Source organism: Maribacter sp. (assembly GCA_020629415.1).
GTDB classification, from domain to species: Bacteria; Bacteroidota; Bacteroidia; order Flavobacteriales; family Flavobacteriaceae; genus Maribacter; species Maribacter huludaoensis.
Genome location: JAHDDL010000047.1, coordinates 1 through 24,283, shown reverse-complemented (window position 1 = coordinate 24,283; position 24,283 = coordinate 1). Strand labels below are relative to the sequence as shown.

Annotated in this window: 26 protein-coding genes; 16 read left to right on the top strand and 10 right to left on the bottom strand. The window is 36.3% G+C overall.

Annotation, left to right across the window (positions count from 1 at the left end; all coding sequences use genetic code 11):
• The 6 genes from QZ657_RS15150 to QZ657_RS17235 all read left to right on the top strand — a co-directional run.
• The coding region (locus QZ657_RS15150) for a hypothetical protein (RefSeq protein WP_291962632.1) at window positions 1-672 on the top strand (672 nt) is incomplete at its 5' end.
• A gap of 3 nt (window positions 673-675) precedes the next feature.
• Window positions 676-1,836 (top strand): hypothetical protein, encoded by a 1,161-nt coding sequence (locus tag QZ657_RS15145; RefSeq protein WP_291967948.1) that lies wholly within the window; start codon window positions 676-678, stop codon window positions 1,834-1,836.
• Window positions 1,837-1,841: 5 nt separating this feature from the next.
• The gene (locus QZ657_RS15140) at window positions 1,842-3,014 is read left to right on the top strand and encodes a gliding motility-associated C-terminal domain-containing protein (RefSeq protein WP_291967946.1); all 1,173 of its coding nucleotides are present in this window, start codon (window positions 1,842-1,844) and stop codon (window positions 3,012-3,014) included.
• Window positions 3,015-3,143: 129 nt separating this feature from the next.
• Window positions 3,144-3,878, top strand: coding sequence for a M15 family metallopeptidase (locus QZ657_RS15135; protein ID WP_291962636.1), 735 nt, complete (start codon window positions 3,144-3,146; stop codon window positions 3,876-3,878).
• A gap of 39 nt (window positions 3,879-3,917) precedes the next feature.
• A complete protein-coding gene (locus QZ657_RS15130; protein WP_291962638.1) occupies window positions 3,918-4,688 on the top strand; it encodes a M48 family metalloprotease in 771 nt (256 codons plus the stop codon).
• Between the two features lie 136 nt (window positions 4,689-4,824).
• Window positions 4,825-4,992, top strand: a complete 168-nt coding sequence (locus tag QZ657_RS17235; RefSeq protein ID WP_338089481.1) for a DUF6747 family protein — start codon at window positions 4,825-4,827, stop codon at window positions 4,990-4,992.
• A 107-nt stretch (window positions 4,993-5,099) separates the two neighbouring features.
• Here the strand turns inward: QZ657_RS17235 and QZ657_RS15125 are convergent, their stop codons facing one another.
• The gene (locus tag QZ657_RS15125) at window positions 5,100-5,492 is read right to left on the bottom strand and encodes an ankyrin repeat domain-containing protein (RefSeq protein WP_276473677.1); all 393 of its coding nucleotides are present in this window, start codon (window positions 5,490-5,492) and stop codon (window positions 5,100-5,102) included.
• A 224-nt stretch (window positions 5,493-5,716) separates the two neighbouring features.
• Between QZ657_RS15125 and gpmI the strand changes: the two genes are divergently transcribed.
• The 3 genes from gpmI to QZ657_RS15110 are packed head-to-tail and all read left to right on the top strand — an operon-like array spanning window position 5,717 to window position 8,859.
• Window positions 5,717-7,234 (top strand): 2,3-bisphosphoglycerate-independent phosphoglycerate mutase, encoded by a 1,518-nt coding sequence (gene gpmI / locus QZ657_RS15120; protein WP_291967944.1) that lies wholly within the window; start codon window positions 5,717-5,719, stop codon window positions 7,232-7,234.
• Window positions 7,235-7,260: 26 nt separating this feature from the next.
• Window positions 7,261-8,085: a type I methionyl aminopeptidase gene (gene map, locus QZ657_RS15115; protein ID WP_276473679.1), complete on the top strand. Its 825-nt coding sequence runs from the start codon at window positions 7,261-7,263 to the stop codon at window positions 8,083-8,085.
• Window positions 8,086-8,094: 9 nt separating this feature from the next.
• Window positions 8,095-8,859, top strand: a complete 765-nt coding sequence (locus QZ657_RS15110; RefSeq protein ID WP_291967942.1) for a class I SAM-dependent methyltransferase — start codon at window positions 8,095-8,097, stop codon at window positions 8,857-8,859.
• On the opposite strand, the gene QZ657_RS15105 is transcribed toward QZ657_RS15110, so the two are convergent.
• From QZ657_RS15105 to QZ657_RS15070, 8 genes are all read right to left on the bottom strand, one after another.
• Entirely contained in the window at window positions 8,860-9,873 is a 1,014-nt protein-coding gene (locus tag QZ657_RS15105) for an FAD:protein FMN transferase (protein WP_291967940.1), read from the bottom strand. It abuts the gene before it with no gap.
• Window positions 9,870-10,232: a Na(+)-translocating NADH-quinone reductase subunit F gene (locus QZ657_RS15100; protein ID WP_276473682.1), complete on the bottom strand. Its 363-nt coding sequence runs from the start codon at window positions 10,230-10,232 to the stop codon at window positions 9,870-9,872. The genes QZ657_RS15105 and QZ657_RS15100 overlap by 4 nt, the downstream gene beginning before the upstream one ends.
• A 73-nt stretch (window positions 10,233-10,305) precedes the next feature.
• The gene (gene nqrF, locus QZ657_RS15095; RefSeq protein WP_058106062.1) at window positions 10,306-11,613 is read right to left on the bottom strand and encodes an NADH:ubiquinone reductase (Na(+)-transporting) subunit F; all 1,308 of its coding nucleotides are present in this window, start codon (window positions 11,611-11,613) and stop codon (window positions 10,306-10,308) included.
• Between the two features lie 2 nt (window positions 11,614-11,615).
• On the bottom strand, window positions 11,616-12,377 hold the full coding sequence (gene nqrE, locus QZ657_RS15090) for an NADH:ubiquinone reductase (Na(+)-transporting) subunit E (protein ID WP_291962649.1): 762 nt from the start codon (window positions 12,375-12,377) through the stop codon (window positions 11,616-11,618).
• Between the two features lie 20 nt (window positions 12,378-12,397).
• Window positions 12,398-13,045, bottom strand: coding sequence for an NADH:ubiquinone reductase (Na(+)-transporting) subunit D (locus QZ657_RS15085; protein WP_036156129.1), 648 nt, complete (start codon window positions 13,043-13,045; stop codon window positions 12,398-12,400).
• 1 nt (window position 13,046) lies between these two features.
• Window positions 13,047-13,799, bottom strand: coding sequence for a Na(+)-translocating NADH-quinone reductase subunit C (locus QZ657_RS15080; RefSeq protein ID WP_291962653.1), 753 nt, complete (start codon window positions 13,797-13,799; stop codon window positions 13,047-13,049).
• Between the two features lie 2 nt (window positions 13,800-13,801).
• Window positions 13,802-15,082: an NADH:ubiquinone reductase (Na(+)-transporting) subunit B gene (locus tag QZ657_RS15075; RefSeq protein ID WP_291967939.1), complete on the bottom strand. Its 1,281-nt coding sequence runs from the start codon at window positions 15,080-15,082 to the stop codon at window positions 13,802-13,804.
• 3 nt (window positions 15,083-15,085) lie between these two features.
• A complete protein-coding gene (locus QZ657_RS15070; RefSeq protein ID WP_291967936.1) occupies window positions 15,086-16,435 on the bottom strand; it encodes a Na(+)-translocating NADH-quinone reductase subunit A in 1,350 nt (449 codons plus the stop codon).
• A 153-nt stretch (window positions 16,436-16,588) separates the two neighbouring features.
• On the opposite strand from QZ657_RS15070, the gene QZ657_RS15065 reads away from it, so the two are divergent.
• From QZ657_RS15065 to QZ657_RS15045, 5 genes are all read left to right on the top strand, one after another.
• Entirely contained in the window at window positions 16,589-17,830 is a 1,242-nt protein-coding gene (locus QZ657_RS15065; protein ID WP_291967934.1) for a DUF5103 domain-containing protein, read from the top strand.
• Between the two features lie 26 nt (window positions 17,831-17,856).
• The gene (locus QZ657_RS15060) at window positions 17,857-18,981 is read left to right on the top strand and encodes a DUF3667 domain-containing protein (RefSeq protein ID WP_291967931.1); all 1,125 of its coding nucleotides are present in this window, start codon (window positions 17,857-17,859) and stop codon (window positions 18,979-18,981) included.
• A 5-nt stretch (window positions 18,982-18,986) separates the two neighbouring features.
• Window positions 18,987-19,373: a Co2+/Mg2+ efflux protein ApaG gene (apaG, locus tag QZ657_RS15055; RefSeq protein WP_276473708.1), complete on the top strand. Its 387-nt coding sequence runs from the start codon at window positions 18,987-18,989 to the stop codon at window positions 19,371-19,373.
• 81 nt (window positions 19,374-19,454) lie between these two features.
• Window positions 19,455-21,083: an L-glutamate gamma-semialdehyde dehydrogenase gene (pruA, locus tag QZ657_RS15050; RefSeq protein ID WP_291967929.1), complete on the top strand. Its 1,629-nt coding sequence runs from the start codon at window positions 19,455-19,457 to the stop codon at window positions 21,081-21,083.
• Window positions 21,084-21,196: 113 nt separating this feature from the next.
• On the top strand, window positions 21,197-21,706 hold the full coding sequence (locus QZ657_RS15045) for a DinB family protein (protein WP_276473691.1): 510 nt from the start codon (window positions 21,197-21,199) through the stop codon (window positions 21,704-21,706).
• A gap of 298 nt (window positions 21,707-22,004) precedes the next feature.
• On the opposite strand, the gene rsmG is transcribed toward QZ657_RS15045, so the two are convergent.
• Window positions 22,005-22,640, bottom strand: coding sequence for a 16S rRNA (guanine(527)-N(7))-methyltransferase RsmG (rsmG, locus tag QZ657_RS15040; RefSeq protein WP_291967927.1), 636 nt, complete (start codon window positions 22,638-22,640; stop codon window positions 22,005-22,007).
• A gap of 120 nt (window positions 22,641-22,760) precedes the next feature.
• Between rsmG and QZ657_RS15035 the strand changes: the two genes are divergently transcribed.
• Both QZ657_RS15035 and QZ657_RS15030 read left to right on the top strand, forming a co-directional pair.
• Window positions 22,761-23,861, top strand: coding sequence for a fatty acid desaturase family protein (locus QZ657_RS15035; RefSeq protein WP_291967925.1), 1,101 nt, complete (start codon window positions 22,761-22,763; stop codon window positions 23,859-23,861).
• Window positions 23,862-23,876: 15 nt separating this feature from the next.
• A partial coding sequence (locus QZ657_RS15030; RefSeq protein ID WP_291967923.1) for an aminotransferase class I/II-fold pyridoxal phosphate-dependent enzyme occupies window positions 23,877-24,283 on the top strand: 407 nt, incomplete at its 3' end.

The window sequence follows — 24,283 nt, the reverse complement described above, 5'->3', positions numbered from 1 at the left end:
TGGGATAGCGGTAGTAACAGCTTAGGTATTGGAACGAACACACCATCTAATAAATTAGAAGTATCTGGCGCTATGCGTTCTCAAGGTATATTAAATTCCAACGGAACAGCTAATGAACCCTCATACAGATTTTCTAATGACACAAATACAGGAATGTATAGACCAGCAGCGGACGAAATCGCTTTTACAGTAGGATCAATTGAGGCTTTAAAAGTGGAAGAAACTTCTGGTAACACATCTGTAATTGTAAACGAAACCTTAGAATTGGAAGGTGCGGTATTAGATGAGAATGATTCTGCCGGTACTGCCGGGCAAGTACTTACCTCAACAGCAACAGGTACAGAGTGGGTAGATAATTACAACCCTGTTAAAGCAATAGGCAAAATTAGTTCTACAGGAACAATTACTAGAGCAACCACAGGTGTAACAGTTGCAAGAATTAGTGTGGGTTATTATAGAGTAACGCTACCTGCAGGTTCAGTTTCCGATGCAGATTACATTATACAATTATCACAACCTGGTAGAGGTGGCGCCGGTAACGACGACCCTGGCATCTCCTACTCCAACCAAACCGCAACAAGTTTTGAGGTCATTATTGGAGATAACGATAATGGTGGTACAGATAGAAGTCGTTTCGATTCTGAATTTATGTTTACCGTTTTAGATTTATAGAAGATGAGAAAAATAGTATTCATATTATTCATTATAGCAACAAGTCTTGGATATTCCCAAGCACCTACCGCAGGTGAACTTGTAGCTATACATTCGGCCACTTTGGCAGAAATCAATGCAATTGTTGATCCGTACGAGGGATCATTGATTTATAATTCCGATGACAGTTTTCTATATCAATATACGGGTAACGCTTGGCAAAAGCTTACGCCAGAGGGTAATGAAACAAAAATTATATCTGACGGAAATGTAACTATTTCCGGCACGGGTACAACCGCAGACCCCTACATTGTTTCTTCCATAAAACCTACTTTTACAACAAATCCTGATGGGTCTTTTACTTTTTCCAATGGCGTTGATCCAGATGTAAATTTTTTCCCAACGGTACCGGGCAACTCCCCTATTGTTTCAAATTCTGACGCAGGTACAGGTAATTGCTCGCAATTTGGATTAAACGAAACTAAGAACGTAATTATACAGGGCGCCTATTTTGATGGTTCCTCCACAGTTGCCATTACGGGACAAACGGTAAATTCTGTGGTAATCAACAGTTCTTCGCAAATAACCGCCAATGTTACATCAGGTTCCAGTTATGGTAATTATGATATTTCAGTTGCCAATAACGCAGGTTCCAGTACATTGACCGGAGGATTTGTTCTACAGGCAGCTTCATCACTTACTACCAATGGTATTGCTATTACAGATATGATCTTGACAGGATCAATGAACTATAACGGTATGCAATTAACAAAGACAGCAACAGCCGGCTGGAACGCTCAAGGATATTCTACTGCGCAATCTATAGACCCAACCATTGGCGGACATTTAGACTGGACAGCAGACCAATCAAACAAATATGTCATGATCGGTCTAAGCACTACGCCACATACCAGTGCATCGTACACTAATTTGGATTACGCCATGTATATGGTCACCAATAGCAACATTCAGATTAGAGAAAATGGCGCAAGTTTGGGTTACGTAAGCGGATATTCTGCCGGAGACAGACTTTCTATAAATATTGATTGTTTGGGCAATGTCACATATTTAAGGAATGATATCGTTATATTTTCTTCCTCTAAAAAAGCAACTAACCCATTGTATTTCGATTCTTCATTTCACAGTGTAGACGCTTCTATTTCAAACATAACCATGACCCACTAAAAATCATGAAATTATTCAAGATCTTACTTGGCTTTTTACTGCTGGCAAATACCATTGCAGCACAAGACGCCGTTCATAATTACGGTAATATTCAAATTCATGATAATGGTTTGGTAGGTTTTCATATGGATGTTATAAACAATGGTGCATTTAACCAAAATAAAGGATTGGTAGGATTCTATTCTTTCAACAAGGCCTTGGCAATATCAGGTGGGTCAAACCCGGTATTTTATGATTTTGAGGTCGCAGTAGACAACGACCTATACATTTATAATACTGTTGGAGTTCAAAACAACGCAAACTTTATTACAGGTGATATAGTGACCCCTAGAGAAACATCTGAAGTAAATATTAATTTTTTAAACGATTCTTTTTATAATGGAGATACTGATTTTACAAAGATCGATGGTTATGCTGCCATAAGTAAAAAATCTGAATTTACATTTCCTATAGGTCAATTTGACAAAATTCGTCCTTTGACCATAGAATCCATCAGTACAAATGATTATGCAAAATCTGCGTACTATTACGAAGACCCTAATACCCCAAGCGCTTTTAACACAAATTTTAGCACTTTTATTAAAGAGAACCAAGCATTGGTCATCAGTGAATTTGAATTTTGGCATTTAGAAAGTACCATACCATCAAAAGTGACCTTAACATGGGATCAAGAAAGTTATGCCAATCTCTTTGGTACGGATATTAAAGATATTAGAGTCGTAGGCTGGAGTATTATTGATAAAATTTGGGTTGATTTAGGCAACACAAATGTGAATGGCGACCTCATCAATGGCTCGGTAACCTCTGAAGAATTTATTCCCAGCGATTATGAAATTATAACCATTGGAGGACAAACCGACTTTTTGGCAATACTGGACAATATTATGTTGGATAACTATTACATGACACCAAACGGTGACGGTATAAATGACTATTTAGAGATTGAAGGTATTGAAGGCTCTCCAAATAACCAATTAGAAATTTATAATCGTTATGGTAGATTGGTATTTTCAAAAAGTGGCTACAGCAATGAATTTACTGGCTTATCCAACGTAAACGGAGTAGTATCTAAAAATATAGGTTTGCCATCGGGCATATATTTCTATATTGTTCACTTGAACGAATTAAATTACAAACACCAGGGATACCTACACCTTACCACTTTCAATGAAAATTGAGATTGAATCTAATTCCCCTCAATATTTATTACTTTTACCTTTAGATTGCATGATTTACAACTTTCAAAAGTTTTTCTCTTTTGGTATAGTTTGGCAAATCTTTTGCACTGAATAACACAATACACAATTATGCAGAGAAGAACATTTATAAATAGAAGTAGCTCGGCAGCTTTAGCGCTTGCCCTAGCACCAAATTTCTTTATTCAAGAAGAAACCGAGTACAGTATTTTAGAACTGATGGGCAAGCAAGATATTGAGTTGTACGGCAAAGATATTAACCTACGGAAAGAAGCACATGATGCTTTTCTTGAAATGAAAAAAGCTGCCTATAAAGATGGAATTGATCTTAAAATAGTTTCTAGTTTTAGAAGTTACGACAGACAAGAGGCCATTTTTGAACGTAAATTCTTAAAATATACAGATGATGATGGCATGGACCCTATAGATGCTATTAATAAAATTATAGAATATAGTACTATACCAGGAACAAGCAGACACCACTGGGGAACTGATATTGACGTAGTGGATGGTTATAGAAAAGTAGATGGTGATGTTTTAGTACCCCATAAATACGAAGGCGACGGCCCATATGTAGATTTTAAAAACTGGATGGACGAAAATTCCGAAACATATGGTTTCTTTCTTGTTTACACGAACGAACCAAAAAGAAGAGGTTTTAAATATGAGCCATGGCATTATAGCTACGCACCTTTATCAATACCAATGTTAGAGCAATTTAGGAGTAAAAATATTGCATCTATACTTATACGTGAAGATTTCTATGGTGCCGAAAATTTTACAATGGGCTTTTTAAAATCGTACATTCAAAACAATATATTAGATATCAATAGAAATTTATTGTAAGCATTTCGTACATTAGAACCTGTACCATACTATATTACCATGAGAAGAGGAAGTTGGAAAATTAGAATATTCATAGGTTTGGCCATTGTTGCTTTTGCATTCATACAAAAATGTAGCAATACGGAAGAGAACCCTTACACAGGCCGTTCGCAACATATTACAATGTCAGCCGATCAAGAAATTGCCATTGGTTTACAAAGTGCCCCGGAAATGGCGCAGCAGCATGGCGGACTCTACCCTGATCAACGCTTACAGTCTTTTGTTGAATCTGTAGGTAATAAATTAGTTGAGAACAGTATTGCTAGAGAAACTCCGTATCAATATGATTTTCATTTATTGGCAGATGACCAGACCATAAATGCTTTTGCCTTGCCAGGAGGACAATGTTTTATAACGTACGCATTATTCTCCCAACTCAACGAAGCACAACTTGCCGGGGTACTTGGACATGAAATTGGCCATGTGATCGGCAGACATTCCGCAGAGAGAATTGCCGACAGCCAAACATGGCAGACCGCCACTATGGGAGCAACGGTAGGTGCAGGAGACATGGGCAGTATTTTAGGAAGTATAGGTCAAAACACATTATTAAAAAATGGTAGGGAAGATGAGTTGGAAAGTGATGAACTAGGCGTATTGTTTATGATTCAATCTGGCTATGACCCATACGAAATGATAAAAGTGATGGAAATTTTAAAAGCCGCTGGCGGACCTAATCGTACTCCTGAATTTCAAAGCACTCACCCAGACCCTGAAAATAGAATTGAAAAAATTAGAGAAGCTATAGATAAGTACAAAAACCAAGGTTAATCGGATTTATTGTACCGTTGGCCTAGACGAACTTCTTCAGTAATTATAATTGATTACATTTGATGAAGTCCCAAGCTTATTTTGCCATTTATGGATTGCCTTTATAGCTATGATTTAATCATAGAAGAACACTATAATGGGAACAATTACACATTTCAGAAACTTATACGTGCAGGCGTTTGAGAACTGTAGACCATTGGTATTGGTTACATTTTTAAAAGTCTACTCAGTATTTTGTGCCTTAATGATATTTTCGGCACTGTATGCGTTTGTTGTCAGAGCAGCAAATGGATTCGATTTTTAACACATTTTACTCTTTTACCTGAACACTATTTGAAGTAGAATTCCGTAGTATTAAAAAGGCTCCTTGAATGATCAAAGAGCCTTTATTTTTAATATATGTGTATTGAACTAACTTCCGGTTGCAATTTCTATTAATTCAAGAGCTTCAGTTGCGTTAGACAATTCAGCATATCTTTTTGCAGTATACCCTTGACTACTCTGCATCTTTAAATCTGCCCCGTTAGAGATTAAAATCTGTAAAACTTCAACTTTATTATAACGTGCGGCAAACATGGCCGGCGTCATTCCCAAGGATTTCTGATTTACATCTTCACCCAAATCTATTAAACGACTTACGGTTTCTAAATCGCCCTTAATAACCGCTTTACAAAATGAACTGATGTCTACCCTTTTTACAAGTTCCGTGTTAAAATCTGTAGCATTGGCAGTTTTGTCCGCTGCCAAAATTGTTGATCCCATGGTAAGTGCTACCAAGGATAATGTTAGAATTACTTTTTTCATGATGATTGATTTTAATTGATGAAGTACAATAACGTACATTTAAAAGACGCTCGTCTACACAAATTGTTTCAGCCTTTAACATTGTTATAACTAAACTTTAACAAACAAATCTTAACACAGACTACAAATTTGTTGTGTTACTCCAGCTTTACAAAAAAGGTAGGTAATGTAGTAGCTTAACTTAATAGATCATAGTATTTTTGTAGCCTTAAAACCTAATAAAGATGAACAAAAAAGTAATCTTAATGATATTAGATGGTTGGGGTAAATCCCCAGATCCAGAAGTATCTGCAGTAGATAAAGCCAATACTCCTTTTATAGATAGTTTATATACCAAATATGCAAATTCCAATTTGTTGACAGACGGAATGAATGTTGGTTTGCCAGAAGGCCAAATGGGCAACAGTGAGGTAGGTCATATGAACTTGGGAGCAGGCAGAATAGTTTATCAAGATCTTGCCAAAATAAATAAGGCGGTCAACGAAAACACCTTAAGTTCAGAACCAGTCTTAAAAAGTGCTTTTGACTACGCGAAGAAAAACAACAAAGATGTTCATTTTTTAGGCTTGTTAAGCGATGGTGGTGTACACAGCCATACAAACCATATTAAGGGTTTAATAGCTGCTGGAAAAGAATCCGGTGTAAACAATATGTATTTACATGCATTTACGGATGGTAGAGACGTTGACCCAAAAAGCGGAAAAGGCTTTCTAGAAGACATTGTAGCATACGGTTCTGATAAAAACACAAAATTGGCAACGGTTATTGGTAGATATTACGCCATGGACCGCGACAAAAGATGGGAACGCGTTAAAGAAGCTTACGATGTAATTGTAAATGCCGAAGGTGAAAAATCTACCGATATCGGTAAAACAATCCAGAAAAGCTATGATGCCGATATTACAGATGAGTTTATTAAACCTATTGTAATGACCAATACGGACGGCACTCCTGTTGCTTCCGTAAAGGAAGGCGATGTGGTTATCTTCTTTAACTTTAGAACTGACCGTGGTAGAGAATTGACCCAAGTGCTAAGTCAAGTAGATATGCACGAACAGAATATGCACAAACTTGATCTTTATTATGTTACCCTTACCAATTATGATGAATCTTACAACAATGTTCATGTTGTTTACAATAAGGACAACATCGTTGAAACGCTAGGTGAGGTTTTATCCAATGCGGGTAAAAAACAAATAAGAATTGCCGAAACAGAAAAGTATCCACACGTTACTTTCTTTTTCAATGGCGGAAGAGAAGTCCCTTTTGAAGGAGAATTGCGTATATTATGTCCGTCTCCAAAAGTGGCTACATACGATCTGCAACCAGAAATGAGTGCATTTGAGATTAGGGATAAAATCATCCCTGAAATCAAAAAAGGAGATGTAGATTTTATTTGTTTGAACTTTGCAAATCCAGATATGGTTGGTCATACCGGTGACATGAATGCTGCGATCAAGGCTTGTGAAACTGTTGACGAATGTGCAAAAGACGTTATTACCGCAGCTATAGAAAAAGATTTCTCTGTAATCGTAATTGCGGATCACGGTAACTGTGAGACCATGATCAATGAAGATGGCTCACCTAATACGGCACATACTACCAACCCTGTACCATTAATTTTGGTGGATAAAGATATTCATCAAATTAAAGATGGTGTATTAGGAGATATCGCGCCAACGATATTAAAATTAATGGGTGTTGAAAAATCGACATTTATGACCCAAAATTCTTTGGTATAATTATTAAACCAACCCATTAACAAACAATGAGCACGATTAAAATAAAAACAGCTGAAGAGATTGAATTAATGCGAGAAAGCGCTTTGATCGTTTCCAAGACCTTGGGAATGATCGCCGCAGAAGTTAAACCGGGTGTTACGACTCTTCAGTTAGATGCTTTGGCAGAAACTTTTATTCGCGATCATGGTGCAGTACCTGGCTTTTTAGGTTTATATGATTTTCCAAACTCGTTGTGCATGAGCCCTAATGCGCAAGTGGTACATGGTATTCCAAATAATACACCATTGAAAGAAGGCGATATCATTTCAATAGATTGCGGTGCTTTAAAAAACGAATTCTACGGTGATCATGCATACACCTTTGAAGTAGGCGAAGTTAGCCCTGAGGTAAAAAAACTACTTGAGGTCACTAAAAAATCACTCTACATTGGTATTCGTGAATTTAAAGTAGGCAACCGTGTTGGTGATGTAGGTTACGCTATTCAAAAATTTACAGAAGACCATGGCTACGGAGTGGTACGTGAATTGGTTGGTCATGGCTTGGGAAGAAAAATGCACGAAGGTCCCGAAATGCCAAATTATGGTAGACGTGGAAGAGGCAAAAAATTTGTAGAAGGTATGACGGTAGCTATTGAGCCTATGACCAATATGGGCACTAAAAATATTAAACAGCTTAAAGACGGATGGACAATACTTACCGCTGACGGTCAACCTAGCGCCCATTTTGAGCATGATGTAGCTATTGTAAATGGAAAACCTGAGCTATTATCAACTTTTAAATACATTTACGAAGCTTTAGGTATTGAAAGTGACGAAGAAGATGAGTTTACTACTTCTAAAGTAAAGAGCTAGTCAACAAGCATGAAAAAAATTTTTAAATTTTTTCTCAACCTTGTTCCTAGACCGGTATTAATATCACTGAGCTATTTGGTAAAACCATTTTTTAAGATGTATTACCGTGGCAGCACTTATGAAGACCCTATTGACGGCAATACCTTTAGAAGTTTTCTACCATATGGCTATGAAGACCCACGAGAAAATGTACTATCCCCTTCTACCCTATCTTTAGAAAGACATCGATTGTTATGGATGTTTCTAAAAAAAGAAACGGATTTTTTTAGTGCCCATTTAAACGTATTGCATTTTGCACCGGAACAAGCTTTCTATAAAAGATTTAGAAAATTAAAGAACCTAAATTACGTAACAACAGACTTAAATTCTCCTTTAGCGGACGTTAAAGCGGATATTTGTAATTTACCTTTTGAAGAGAATAAGTTTGATGTAATTCTATGCAATCATGTATTAGAACACATTCCTGATGACACCAAAGCAATGTCTGAATTATATAGAATTTTAAAACCAGGCGGATGGGGTATTTTTCAAATACCACAAGACTTAAACAGGGAAAATACCTTTGAAGACGATTCTATAACCGACAAAGTAGAACGTGCAAAGATTTTTGGTCAGTATGACCATGTTCGTATTTATGGTAGAGACTATTTCAATAAATTGAGAACTATTGGTTTCACGGTCGAAGAAATTGACTTCACAAAACTTTTAAGCCAAGAAGAAATAGATAGGTACCGACTAGCTCCTGGTGAAATCATACCATTAGTGAAGAAATAATTACTTTACTACCAATGATTTAAACCCTTGTGTCATGTATTCTTGGGTATCACCATTTTCATCCACATAAACAATATAGGCCTCTAAGCTTTTATCCCCATTGATTACCTTAAACGCCTCATCTAGGTCCATTGCCATGAAAGCGGTAGCATAACCGTCTGCCGTAGCACAATTATCCGCCAAAATGGTTACGCCTAGTGTATTGGATAATTGCGTGTAACCGGTTTTAGGATTTACGGTATGAACATATTTTTTACCAGTTGCTTCATCTACCCTATATTTACGGTAATTTCCTGACGAAGCCAATGCCTTGTCGTTTAAATTAATTAAGATTTTGGTAGCCCTACTCATATCGGTTTCAGGATCATCAATACCTACTACCCAAGATTTACTTTTAAGCACATTTTTACCCTTTCCTACAAGCTCACCACCAACTTCTATTAAATAGTGTTGAATTCCCTTAGCATCTAGCATGGCAGCCAGCCTATCTATAGCATAACCTTTGGCAATTGAATTAAAATCTAAATAGATACGACTATCGGTTTTTACTATTTGATTATTGGCATTCAAAGAAACCTTGTCAAGACCAACATAATTCAAAAGGCTATCAACCTTTAAACTATCCATAGTTATTTTTTGCTCTGGTCCAAATCCCCAAGCATTTACTAAAGTCCCCACTGTAGGATCAAAATATCCATCCGTCTTTTTATGAATTACTTTTGAAAGTTCTAAAACCTCCTTGAACATAGTATCTACTACTACCGTGCTGTCACCACTATTTATCTTTGATATGTCCGATTGAGGTATATATGTAGATAACGATTGGTTAATGACCGCAAATACCGAATCAATTTCTGTTTGTAAGTCGGATTTATTCTCCGTGAAGGATATAATACTATATGAAGTACCTAAGGCTCCACCAACATTATCATTACGGACAAAACTATCATTGCCGATTTTACACGATTGAAGCCCTACAGCCAGCAAACCAATTATTAAAAAATACTTTTTCATATTTCTACCAAACCATCATAATCAACAATATACTCCTCATCTAAATACACCGGTAGATTATGGTCAGCGGCATTTACTAAGCCCACACCTGCATAAAATGTAGTTGCCTCAAACTTAAGGGCGTGGTCTTTCATTTTCTTTAAATCTGACATAAAGAAATCTAAATCCTTGGGATCACCTGGATATTCAATTGCCTTAACCACAATGAAACGCATCTTCTTATCCTTGGTACAAACAAACTGCGGATTTTTACGCAATTCACTATTGACCGCCAAAAATTCAAACCCTGCTTCTTCTAACTGCTTCCCTACAATATTCATTGCCAAATTGTGAAGCTCCTGTTCTGTTAATACGTGCATATCTCAATAAAATTATAAAAAAAACCGATACATTACATACCGGTTAATTTATTCTATTTCAATAACTTATCTCTTATCCTCCAAAGTCATCAAAACGTATATGTTCATCTGGAATTCCGAAATCTTCACCCATTTTCTGAACAGCTTTGTTCATTAATGGTGGTCCACAGAAATAAAGTTCAATATCTTCTGGAGACTCATGAAGACTTAGGTAGTTATCAATCACACAATTGTGTATGAAACCAACGAAACCATCACCAGGTGCATCTATATTCTCTTTTACTTTCCAATTATCTTCTTCTAATGGTTCTGATAATGCCAAGTAGAATTTGAAATTTGGAAACTCTTCTTCCAACTTATAGAAATGATCTAAGTAGAAAAGTTCTCTTTTAGAACGACCACCGTACCAGTAAGTTACTTTTCTATCAGTTTTTAAAGTTTTAAATAAGTGATATAAGTGAGAACGCATTGGCGCCATACCTGCACCACCACCTACGTACAACATTTCTGAATCTGATTCATTGATGAAGAATTCACCGTAAGGACCAGAAATTGTACAATCATCACCAGGCTTCAAGTTAAAGATATAAGATGACGCAACACCAGGGTTAACATCCATCCAACCGTTCTTAGCGCGATCCCATGGCGGAGTAGCAATACGTACGTTCAACATAATTTCTCTACCCTCAGCTGGGAAAGATGCCATTGAATAAGCTCTCTCAACCGTTTCCGGATTCTTCATCACCAAAGGCCAAAGGTTGAACTTATCCCACTCAGCTTGGAACTTATCTGGAGTTTCATGCTCTTCTGGGTGAGCGGTAATATCTATATCAGCATACTTAACCTCACACTCAGGAATCTCAATTTGAATATAACCACCAGCTTTATAGCCCATATCTTCTGGAATCTCAACTACAAATTCCTTAATAAAAGAAGCAACGTTGTAATTACGAACCACTTTCGCAGGCCATTTCTTAATACCGAATACCTCTTCTGGGATGGTAATTTCCATGTCTTGCTTTACCTTGACCTGACAAGCCAAACGTGCACCATGGTTTAATTCTTTTTTAGAAAAGTGAGGAGTTTCAGTAGGTAAGGCCTCACCTCCACCAGAAAGTACATGACACTCACATTGAATACATGTTCCACCACCACCACAGGCAGATGGTAAAAATACTTTTTGGTTACCTAAAGTAGACAATAATGATCCACCTGATGCAACTTCAATTTTCTTCTCCCCGTTTATAGTAATGGTCACAGGACCTGATGGAGAAAGTTTTTGTTTGGTAAACAGAAGCAATGCCACTAATACCATTAAAAGTATTAGAAATGCGACAACGGTTATCAGTATTGTTCCGCCAGTACTTGCAGCTAAAATCATATCTATTTGTTTACGTCGTTATAAGAAATCACTTTTTCGTCAATTTCTTCGTTCTTATCTACTACTACTTCTTTAACAGGTACAACCATTTCAGGTTGGTCAACTTTGTTTACTTGCTCATTAGCCTCTTCCGTTTCTTCACCACCGCCTGTTAACATACCTCCAAAGCTTTGAAAACCAATACCCATTAGACCGGTAATTATAAATGTTATACCCAAACCTCTTAAAGGTGCAGGAACATTACTATATCTAATTTTTTCACGAATGGCAGCAATTGCCAAAATTGCCAAGAACCATCCAATTCCAGAACTAACTCCGTAATTAAATGCCAAACCAAAAGTTTCTATCTCTCTTGCTTGCATAAATAACGACCCACCAAGTATTGCACAGTTTACAGCAATCAACGGTAAGAATATACCCAGGGAATTATATAAAGAAGGTGAGAATTTCTCAACTACAATCTCAACCAGTTGTACCATTGTTGCAATGGTTGCAATGAAAAGGATAAACGATAAAAAGCTAAGGTTGTAATCTGCGTATTCAGGCCCTAACCAAACTAAGGCTCCATCCTGTAACAAATACTTATCCAATAACCAGTTCATTGGTACAGTAACCGCCAATACGAATATAACCGCCGCACCTAAACCAACTGCTGTAGCCACTTTTTTGGATACCGCCAAATAAGAACACATCCCTAAGAACACGGCAAATACCATGTTATCGATAAAGATGGACTTAAAAAATAATTCTACATGTTCTAACATAATTTCTACTTAAATGTCGTTTAATTTTCTTCTACAAGTGCAGGGTTTCTTGAACGTTGTACCCAAATGATAATACCTACAACTATTAACGCTGCCGGTGGTATAATCATAAAACCATTATTCTCATAACCTGTAGCGTACAGTCCTGTTTTTTCAATTGGATCTCCTAAAACCGGAATACCGAACAATGTACCGGAACCTAAAAGCTCTCTGAAGAAACCTACGATGATCAGAATAACACCGTAACCTAATGAGTTACCAATACCATCTAAAAAAGAACGCCATGGACCGTTTGCCAATGCAAATGCCTCAAAACGTCCCATAATAATACAGTTTGTAATAATAAGACCAACAAATACCGCCAAAGTTTTACTTAATTCATAAGCAAATGCCTTTAATACTTGATCTACTATAATTACCAATGTAGCAACTACAATTAGTTGAACAATAATTCTAATTTTTGAAGGTATAATGTTTCTCATTAATGAGATAACCACATTACCCGCGCCCAATACGAACATTACAGAAATAGCCATTACCAATGATGCTTTTAATTCCGCCGTAATTGCCAATGCCGAACAGATACCTAGTACCTGAATAGTAATAGGGTTGTTATCCGCTAACGGATCTGTAATAAGATTTGTATCTTTTTTTGATAGTAGTGCCATATTACTTTGCTCTAATTGTTTCTAAATAAGGTTTATATAACTTAACAGTTTCGCTGATCATAGCAGAAACACCGTTACCGGTAATAGTAGCACCGGCCAAGGCATCTACTTCATTATCATCTTTTGTTTTATTCAATGGGTCGTTATTACCCTTTGCTACGGATATACCAGCATATTGAGTACCGTTAAGTATAGTCTCTCCTTTAAAATCGTCCATGAAATAACGCATTTTAATGTTGGCACCTAAACCTGGCGTTTCACCTTTATGATCAAAATAAACACCCTGAACCGTCATAGTATCATCTAAAGCAATGAAACCCCAAATAGCATCCCAAAGCCCTTTACCGTACATAGGAACTATATAAAACTTATCACCATCTTTCTCTCCAATAAATACAGGCAGTTTGTAATCCTCGCCCTTTTTCATTGCAGCTAATTGTTTTTTAAGATCGATCAAATAAGCTTCATTATCCTCAGTGATCTTATCACCTTGAATTACCAGTTGCTCTTTGATATAACTTGCAAACTCATCCTCTACTTTATCTGTAGGAATAAAATTTACACTACCGGTGTCATCTCCATTCTCATTGACTCCCATTGCGTAAAGAATGTTCTGTTGTTTTTCAAAACGTTCATTCTCTTTAATATTAGGACTTAAAAATGAAGCCAAAAAAGCAAGAATAGACCCCACTACCACAACCATAACAGCAGCAAAAACTACTGTATAAACGTTACTATCTGTTTTACTAGCCATAATTAAACTGTTTCAGCTTTAAGTTCCTCTGCTTTACCATCTGAATCTTTTGGATAGATAGTAGCATTTTTTAATCTGTTCATTCTTTTCTTAATATTACCCCTTACAACATAATGGTCTATTGTTGGCGCAAATACATTCATCAACAAAATTGCCAAAAACACCCCTTCTGGGTAAGCCGGATTGAATACACGGATCATTACAGAGATAAACCCAATAAAAAAACCATAATACCATTTCCCTTTATTGGTCTGTGAACCGGTTACAGGATCTGTTGCCATGTAAACAATACCAAAGGCAAGACCCCCTACAATTAAATGTTTCCAGAAATCAAAACTCATTAAACCGTAAAACTTACTGGATTCTGCCACCCAACCAAATTCAACAACTTGATTGAATATTAAGCCCATAACCAACGAACCGATTACAGCGCTCACCATTATCCTCCAGCTGGCAATTTTTGTGAATATCAAAAACAAACCTCCTAATAAAATCAGGAAAGCAGATGTTTCACCAACAGAACCAGGAATAAATCCAAAGAACATATCCGACACCGAATATGTCATCTCAGCTCCTTTATTCTGAGCCAAATAACCTAAAATGGTTTCACCAGATATTGCGTCAACATTAGCACCTGCAAGAATTTCTTCTGAACGTTCCCGTGCACCATAAACCCAAACTTTATCTCCACTCATCCAAGTTGGATAAGCAAAAAACAAAAATGCTCTTATTGTTAAGGCCGGATTAAGAATATTCATTCCTGTTCCACCAAAAACCTCTTTACCGATCACAACACCGAAAACAACGGCTACAGCCAACATCCAAAGCGGCGTATCAATAGGCACAATTAAAGGAACCAACATTCCTGTAACCAAATAACCTTCTTCTACCTCATGACCTTTTATTACTGCAAAAATAAATTCTACAATAAGACCGACAGCATAAGAAACTACCACTAATGGCAACACTTTTATAATACCTATCCAAAAATTATCCCAAGTAAGAAAATCGTTCATCAACGAAAAATCTGCCGGGAAACCATTGATTGCAGAATAATGCTGATAACCTGCATTGAACATTGAAAATATTAACACTGGTATCAATGCCATGATCACAGTATTCATCGTACGCTTTAAATCATCTGCAGATTTAACATGTGTACCACCTGCATGAGTAGTCTCATCTGGCGAAAACAAAAAAGTATGAAAGGCATTAAAGGCAGGAGCCATTTTCTTACCCTGATACTTCAGTTTAAGTTCGTGTAATTTGCTTTTTAAACTCATTTCTTATCCTATTTCTTTTTGCAATAAATCTAACCCCTCACGAATGATTTTTTGGTGCGGTTGTTTAGAAATACATATAAACTCAGTTAACGAAAAATCTTCTGGAGCCACCTCATACAAACCTAATTGCTCCATCTCATCCAAATCCTTAACCATACATGCCTTTAAAAGCTGCATTGGAAAAATATCCATTGGAAAAACTTTTTCATACTGCCCCGTTACCACAAAAGCTCTATGCTCACCATTGGTATTGGTATCTAAATCGTATTTCTTATTTGGCTGCATCCAAGAGAACGTCAATGCCCTTGTTGCAGATATTTTATTGAAAACCGGTTTGTTCCACCCGAACAATTCATAGTCGTCCCCTTCCGGAATAACCGTTACAGTATTATTATAAAAACCCAAATAACCATCAGGCTTACTTTTAGAACCTGTAAGCACATCACCATTTATAACTCTAAAATTTTCTTCATTTACACCACTAGCGTACAAGAATGTAGAAATTTCAGACCCTATTTTGGTCGTGTAGTACTTAGGTGCCTTTACCGAAGAACCGGCCAAAGCTACAGTGCGCTCTGCATTGAACTTGCCCGTCAAAAGATATTCACCGATAATGATCAAATCTTGTGGAGTTACCGTCCAAACCAATTCACCTTTATTAATAGGATCTAATTGGTTGATCTGTGTACCTACCAAACCTGCAGGATGTGGACCAGAAACATTGTGCAACTCAACCCCTTTCATAGAAGATAAAGGCGACTTACCAGAACCTACCGACACATGAACCTTACCGGGCGTTAACTTTCCTATTGCTGTAATTGCCGCTTGCAACTCTTTCTCTTTTCCCTGCAACACATAATCCAAATCTGCCTGTAAAGGACCGCTTGAATACCCCGAAATAAAGATAGATTTAGGATTGGTATCCGGATTGGCAATTACATCATAAGGTCTTTGCTTAATAAATGGCCAACAGCCACTTTTTAACAAAACAGCCTTTAATTCCTCCTTAGAAGCGTTTTCAACATCTACTGCCGTACCCAAAAACTGCTCCTGAGTTTTATCCGCCAATATCTTTAAGGTCAAGATACGTCTTCTATCTCCCCTTTCGATCTCTATAAGCTCACCACTTACCGGAGAAACAAAAAGCATGCTTTCCATGTTCTTGTTATAAAACAAAGGCTCTCCCGCTTTTACTTCGGCACCTTGTTTTACCATCATTTTAGGAGTAATTCCGTGAAAATCACTTAACTGTATTGCGTAAACATTACTTAAAACAGCTTTTGAAGTAGTCTGTTCTGCGGCGCCCACCAATTTAATGTCGAGCCCTTTCTTTATTCGAATGTCTTTTGACATGTGCGTTTAGACCTTTAGGTTATCAAAATTTGAGCAAATTTAAGTACAAAAAGTTCGTTTTCATAATTATTGTCCCATAAATTAGACATTAGAACGAGCTATATTTTTTAGGCATCCTTTTTGTTTACCTTTACCTCTAAAAAACTGGGTATAATGCGCATTTTCTTCAAACATTTTATTTGTTTATTATTTTTACAAAATTTAGTTGCCCAAGTTCAAGTTGAGCTTAATTCTCCAGAAAACATAAAGTCTATCATATTCAAAGGACCAACGGAAGATCAATTTCCTGTAATTAAGATTGGAGAACCTTTATACCTGGAGTTTGATGATATTTTAGCCAATGAACAAGACTACTATTACAAAATAGTGCATTGTGATTACGACTGGACTCCATCATCGCTTTTAAAGTCACAATACATAGATGGCGTAGACAACCAACGTATAACCGACTATGAAAATAGTTATAGCACCCTTCAATCCTATTCCAACTATCAATTAACGATACCCAACGATAATGTTAGGCTAAAAGTAAGCGGCAATTATTTAATAGAAATATATAACAGCTACAACGAACTACAGTTTTCAAGAAGATTTGTAGTTTATAAAGACATCGTATCGGTCGCCACTGAAGTAAAACGCTCCAGAGACTTCAACTTCATCAATGAAAAACAAGTAGTACAATTCAGCATTACCTCCAATTCATTAAGATTGATCAACCCTAAAAAAGAAGTTAAAGTTGCCATTTTGCAAAATCATTACTGGCCAAGTGTAATAACCAATGTACCGCCCCAATACACCATAGGCAATGAGCTGGTGTATAAATATGACCAAGAGACAGCTTTTTACGGCGGAAACGAGTTTTTACTGTTCGACACCAGCGACCTTAGAGCCCCAAGTTCACAAATTTCAAGCATTGACCTTACGGACCTATATAATCATTACCTGTTCTCTGACGATTTTAGAAATGACAAACCTTACACTTATTTCCCCGATATCAACGGAGACTTTGTAATTAGAACATTGCAGGGCGACAATGCCTCTAGAGAAGCTGAATACACCAAAGTCCATTTTAGCTTACCCTACACTGAATTCATAGCACTTGATGATGTATATATATTTGGCAAATTCAACAACTACGCACTAACAGACGAAAACAAATTGGTCTACAACGAAAAAAACGGCATGTTAGAAGCTACATTAAAAATGAAACAAGGATTTTACAATTATAAATATGCTGTTAAAAGCGGTGAAAAAACTAAATTAAACGATGTTGGAGGCAACTTCCATTTTACCGAAAACAATTATTTGGTATTGGTATATTACCGCAACTTTGGAGATATGTACGATAGTATTATAGGTATTGGCTCTGCCAATTCTAGAAATATCACGAACTAAATGTATATTTACGTTTTTCATTGTTTATGGAAAACAAACCAACCACTCAACCAAAGGGCAGATACGAACTTAAATACAGGGGCGTAGACTGTTTAAATTGCGGACACCCGTTAAAATTAAGCGATAAATTCTGTCCAAATTGCTCACAGGCCAATAGCACTAAAAAACTAACGCTTTTAGATTTTTTTGAGGAATTCCTAGCCAATTACGTATCCTACGATTCTAAACTATGGCGTACCCTGACCGCGCTTTTATTAAGACCGGGAAAAATAACGCGAGAATATATAAGCGGTAGGCGCCTATCCTACACAAACCCTTTTCGCTTTTTACTGAGTTTATCCATCATCTATTTTTTGATAATTAGCTACAATAGCGAATTTAAATCTATTAACAAATACGGTTACAACAACCAAAAATCAATATTTGACCTTAACAAAGAATTCCAAAAAATTGAATTTGACAGTGACGAAGAAAGGCAACTAGCTTTAATTCAAATAGATTCGCTTAAAATGAGCAAATTTTTCAAAGATAGAATTAGCAATAAAGACTCAATTATTTTAAGTGATCCAACATCATACTTCAAAGAAATAAACACCGAAAATCTTACACGTAGGTTTTTTGGCAAAATAGACTTTTTTAATTCTATCATAAAACACGACACTATTTACTATTTTGAACAAGGGGTCAGCAAATTTGAAATACCTGAAAATAGAGAAAACGAAATTACTTTCAACCTTGCCAATAGTTTTGTAGAAATTGAAAAGCGACCTGGCACATTCTTAAATTCTTTGGTTTCCAAACTTCCGTTTACCACTTTTTTCTTTCTACCGTTCTTTTCCTTTTTCATTTGGCTGGTCTATATCAGAAAAAAATACACTTATACCGATCATTTAATCTTTAGCTTTCACAATCAGTCATTATTATTTATCTTGCTCATTGTTAGCAATTTGCTTAATGCCGTATTCAATTTTAGAAGTGAAGGAGTTTTTATTTTAATTTTCGCCATTTATCTCTACAAAGCAATGCGCAATTTCTATAAACAAGGAAGAGTTAAAACGGTTATAAAGTATTTTTTCCTGAACACGATATTTTTTATCTTAGGGATATTGGCAATAACCATATTAATAGCACAAAGCGTATTTACATATTAAATATGATGATAACACAAGTTACAAAAGGCATAAAAATATCGGTACAGACAACTTTTGAAGGCACGTTCTTTAAAAATTATAAAATGCACTATGCGTTTGGCTATACCATTACTATAGAAAACCAAAGTAAGGACGCCGTACAGTTGACTTCTCGTCATTGGAAAATATATGATTCCCTAAACGATATGGAAACTTTGGACGGTGAAGGCGTTATCGGTCAAAAACCGGTGATTCAACCCGGTGATTCCCATACCTATAATTCCGGCTGCTTACTTACTTCTCCTATTGGCGCCATGAAAGGCCATTACAATATGGTGAATATAAACAATGCACAAAAATTCAGGGTATACATACCTACATTTAAGTTCAGCGCACCTTTTGCACTTAATTAATTTCATTTACCCTTTTATTAGTTTTTAGTCCTATACCCTTTTAGTACCTTTGGTCAACTTTTAAATTTAAAAAATTTGACAATGGGTAAAGGATTTTTTCAAGTTCCTACAGCATTTAACGAACCAATTAAAGGCTACGCTCCTGGATCTCCTGAAAGAGAAGCAGTATTGGAACAATACAAAGTATATTTCAATGACAATGTTGATGTACCTATGTACATTGGCTCTGAAGAGGTACGTACCGGCAATACCAAGCCTATGTCCCCACCACATGACCATAAACATATTGTAGGCACTTACCATACGGCAAGCAAAGAAAATGTGCAGTCTGCAATTGACAATTGCTTAGCATCGAGAGATGCTTGGGCCAACTTGACCTGGGAGCAACGCGCTGCCATTTTTTTAAAAGCAGCCGAACTAATTGCAGGTCCTTACCGCGCAAAAATCAACGCAGCAACAATGATTGCGCAGTCCAAGAACATTCACCAGGCAGAAATAGATGCCGCGTGCGAATTGATTGACTTCTTACGTTTTAACGTAGAATATATGTCTCAAATTTACGCTGAGCAACCAGATTCTGCAGAAGGTATTTGGAACAGGGTAGAATACAGACCACTAGAAGGTTTTATCTATGCTATTACCCCATTTAACTTTACGGCCATTGCAGGAAACTTACCTGCAAGTGCAGCTATGATGGGCAATGTAGTTGTCTGGAAACCAAGTGACAGCCAAATTTTCTCCGCAAAGGTGATTGTTGATATATTTAAGGAAGCCGGTTTACCTGACGGAGTGATCAATGTAGTATACGGTGATCCAGTGATGATCACGGATACGGTTTTGGCAAGCCCTGATTTTGCGGGATTACATTTTACAGGTTCTACGCATGTTTTCAAAGAATTATGGAAACAAATAGGTAACAATATCCACACCTATAAAACATACCCTAAAATAGTTGGAGAAACCGGTGGTAAAGATTTTATTCTTGCACACCCAACAGCCAACACCAAACAAGTAGCAACTGCTATTTCTAGAGGTGCATTTGAATTTCAAGGTCAAAAATGTAGCGCAGCGTCAAGAGTGTACTTGCCAAAATCCACTTCTAAGGAGATTTTAGAATATGTAAAGGCAGATATAGAATCATTTAACAAACCTGGTTCTCCAGAAGACATGAGCAACTTTATTACTGCCGTTATTCATGAAGGTTCTTTTGATAAATTGGTAAAATACATCAACCAGGCCAAGGAAGATGAAAATGCAGAAATTTACGCTGGTGGTGGTTTTGACAAATCTAAAGGCTATTTCATAGAGCCTACGGTGATTCTAACGACAGACCCAAAATACACAACTATGGAAACCGAGTTATTTGGCCCTGTGGTAACCGTTTATGTTTATGATGACAAAGATTGGAGCGAAACCCTTCAATTAATCGATCAAACTTCTGAATATGCATTAACAGGCGCTGTTCTTTCTCAAGACAGATACGCCATTGATGAAGCTACCAAAGCATTACAAAATTGTGCAGGTAATTTCTACATCAATGACAAGCCAACTGGTGCCGTTGTTGGACAACAACCGTTTGGAGGAGCCAGAGCTTCTGGAACAAATGATAAAGCCGGATCAGCTCAAAACTTATTGCGCTGGGTCTCACCTCGATTAATTAAAGAAACTTTCGTTACTCCTGTAGATTACAGATATCCTTTTTTAGGATAAGAAAACAACTAAAAAGGCTGAAATTAAATTCAGCCTTTTTTTTGAATTTACCTTACCTTTAAAGTAAATTATAAAGATTATACATTCTTAATATCAACCTTAACACACTAATTATGAAAAAGTTACTATTCACCTTACTTTTAACAAGCTGCATCTCTTTTGCCCAAGAGGGTCTAACACAAAGCAGCATTCAAGCCGTTTTAAACGGTAACCAATTACAGGTAGTTCAACTTGCCGAAGCTTTCCCTGAAGAAAAATATGATTGGAGACCGGCAGAAGGTATAAGTTCTGTAGGAGAAGCACTATTACACGTGGCGGGCGCCAATTATTTTCTTGCCTCAAAACTAGGGTTTGCACCACCAGAAGACGTAGATGTAATGGGGCTAAGTAACATTACAGGTAAAGAAAACATTATAGCCGCCCTAAAAAAATCTAATGAGTTTGTTCTTGAAAATATCACAAAAGTAGAAGACGGTACTTTAAATGAAGAAGTTGATTTTGGCTTTATGAAGTCAAATAAATTAGGTGGACTACTTGCCATTATGGAGCACAATGGAGAACATAAGGGACAATTGATCGCTTATGCAAGAAGCAATGATGTTGTACCTCCATGGAGCAATTAAACTTTAAAAATCCTATAAAAAAAGCCCGTCAAAATTTTTTTTGACGGGCTTTTTTTTTATTTAAGAAACATTAACACTTAATACATACAATATCAATGTAAATTTAACGTTAATTAATTGTAAACTAAATGTGAGTTACCGAAATTTGTACCTCATTTAAAATCAATTGCTTATGATTATTGACAATTTAAAATTACATATTAGTTGTATTCAAATTCATTTATGGAATTACTTAAAAGAATTTGCCCATAAATACAAGAAGGCTTACTATAGTTCTTTTTTGTTGTAATACTTTACACTACCCTTTATACTTTAAAGGCAGATAGACCATTTTCTTTGTTTCAAAAAAATCTTCTTTGAAGTAATTGGTCAACTTAAAAATTTCTGCATTTCTATACTCCTTTAATTCATCTTGCAGATCTCCGCCCTTTAAATATAGAATTCCGTTTCTTATATTGTGTTTTGATTCTTTTTTGATTTTACCCTTTACCCAGTGAACAAAAGTAGGCATCGCCGCTACCGCTCTACTTACAATAAAATCAAATCGGTCAGGTATTTCCTCTACCCTTGCATTAATGGTCTTTACGTTGGTTAACTGTAATCCCTCAACTACCTCATTTACTACCTTTATCTTTTTTCCTATTGAATCTACCAAAGTAAACTCAACTTCTGGAAAAAAGATAGCTAATGGTATACCGGGAAAACCACCACCTGTACCCACATCTAAAACAGATGAACCCTCTTTAAATTGAATAAATTTTGCAATTCCCAATGAATGCAAAACATGTCTTAAATAAAGTTCATCTATATCTTTTCTGGAAACCACATTAATTTTTTGGTTCCAGTCTTTATATAGTAACTCTAGTTTTTCGAATTTTCTTTTTTGATCCTCAGATAAATTGGGAAAATTTTCAAATATGATTTCAGCAGTCATCCGTATATTTGTAAATAGATTTAATTAGTATATTCACTAGTGCAAAGATTTGGCTTTTAATTAAGCTATCAAACTATTATAGATTCAATTACATTATATTAAGTAAAAGATTACCGAATTATGGAACAAAATACCATTCGTTTCCCTAGAACTGATTCTGCAAAGTTCTTCAAAACTTTAAACAGCAGAGTTAACGAATACTTTAAAACAAATAAACTTAAAAAAACAGGTAATTGGCGATTACACCTTAAAACGGTAATCATGTTCGCTTTGTTTCTTGCCCCCTATTTTTTGATTTTAACCTTAGGTCTACCCAACTGGGCAAATGTTCTTTTGACCATAGTTATGGGTATAGGCATGGCCGGTGTTGGCATGAACGTTATGCATGACGGTAACCATGGAGCTTATTCCAATAAAAAATGGGTAAATAAATTAATGGGAAGTAGTATTTACATCTTAGCAGGTAATGTTTATAACTGGCAAGTACAACACAATGTACTTCACCATACCTATACCAACATTCATGAACATGATGAGGACATGGAAGCCGGCAGAATTTTACGTTTTTCAAAACATGCCGAATGGAAGAAACACCATAGATTTCAACATTTTTATTCTGTATTTCTTTATGGTCTTTTGACTTTCAACTGGGCAATCACCACAGATTTTCAACAGATGTACCGCTACATGAAGCGTAAATTATCTTACGGAAAACTACCTAGTGCTACCTTGAACTGGAGTACACTTATCATTACCAAAATTTTGTACATCACTATTTGGATCGTACTACCCATGCTTATTTTAGATATTGCTTGGTGGAAAATATTAATAGGGTTCTTTTTAATGCATTACGTTGCTGGTGTAATTCTTAGCGTTGTTTTTCAACTTGCACATATCGTTGATGATGCGGACACCCCTTTACCCGATGAATCTGGCACCATGAAAAACACTTGGGCTATTCACCAACTGTTTACCACTGTAAATTTTGGAACCAAAAACAGAATAGTAAATTGGTTTACCGGCGGATTGAACCATCAAGTTGAACACCATATATTCCCTAACATTAGCCATGTACATTACACAAAAATTTCAAAAATTGTGAAACAGACGGCACAGGAATTTAATTTACCATATCACGAGTATAAAACTACTAGAAAAGCTATAATTTCGCACTTTAAACATTTAAAAGAGTTGGGCAAAGAGCCTACTTTACAATATTAGAAATTAAGAGTACCCATGAGCAATCAACTTTCGGACAGAATCAACAGTGTTACACCGTCAGCTACTTTAGAAATGGCTGCTAAAGCCCGTGAACTTAGGGCTGAAGGTAAAGATATTATTGGTCTTAGCTTAGGCGAGCCAGATTTCAATACTCCAGATTACATCAAAGAAGCTGCAATTAAAGCAGTGAACGATGATTATAATTCCTATACTCCAGTTGATGGATATGTAGATCTTAAAAAAGCTATCATAACCAAATTCAAAAGAGATAACAATTTAAATTATGAGCCTGCTCAAATAGTTGTTTCAACAGGAGCTAAACAGTCCCTATATAACGTTGCCCAAGTTATTTTGAACGCCGGCGATGAAGTAATTTTACCTTGTCCTTACTGGGTAAGTTACAGCGATATCGTAAAATTGGC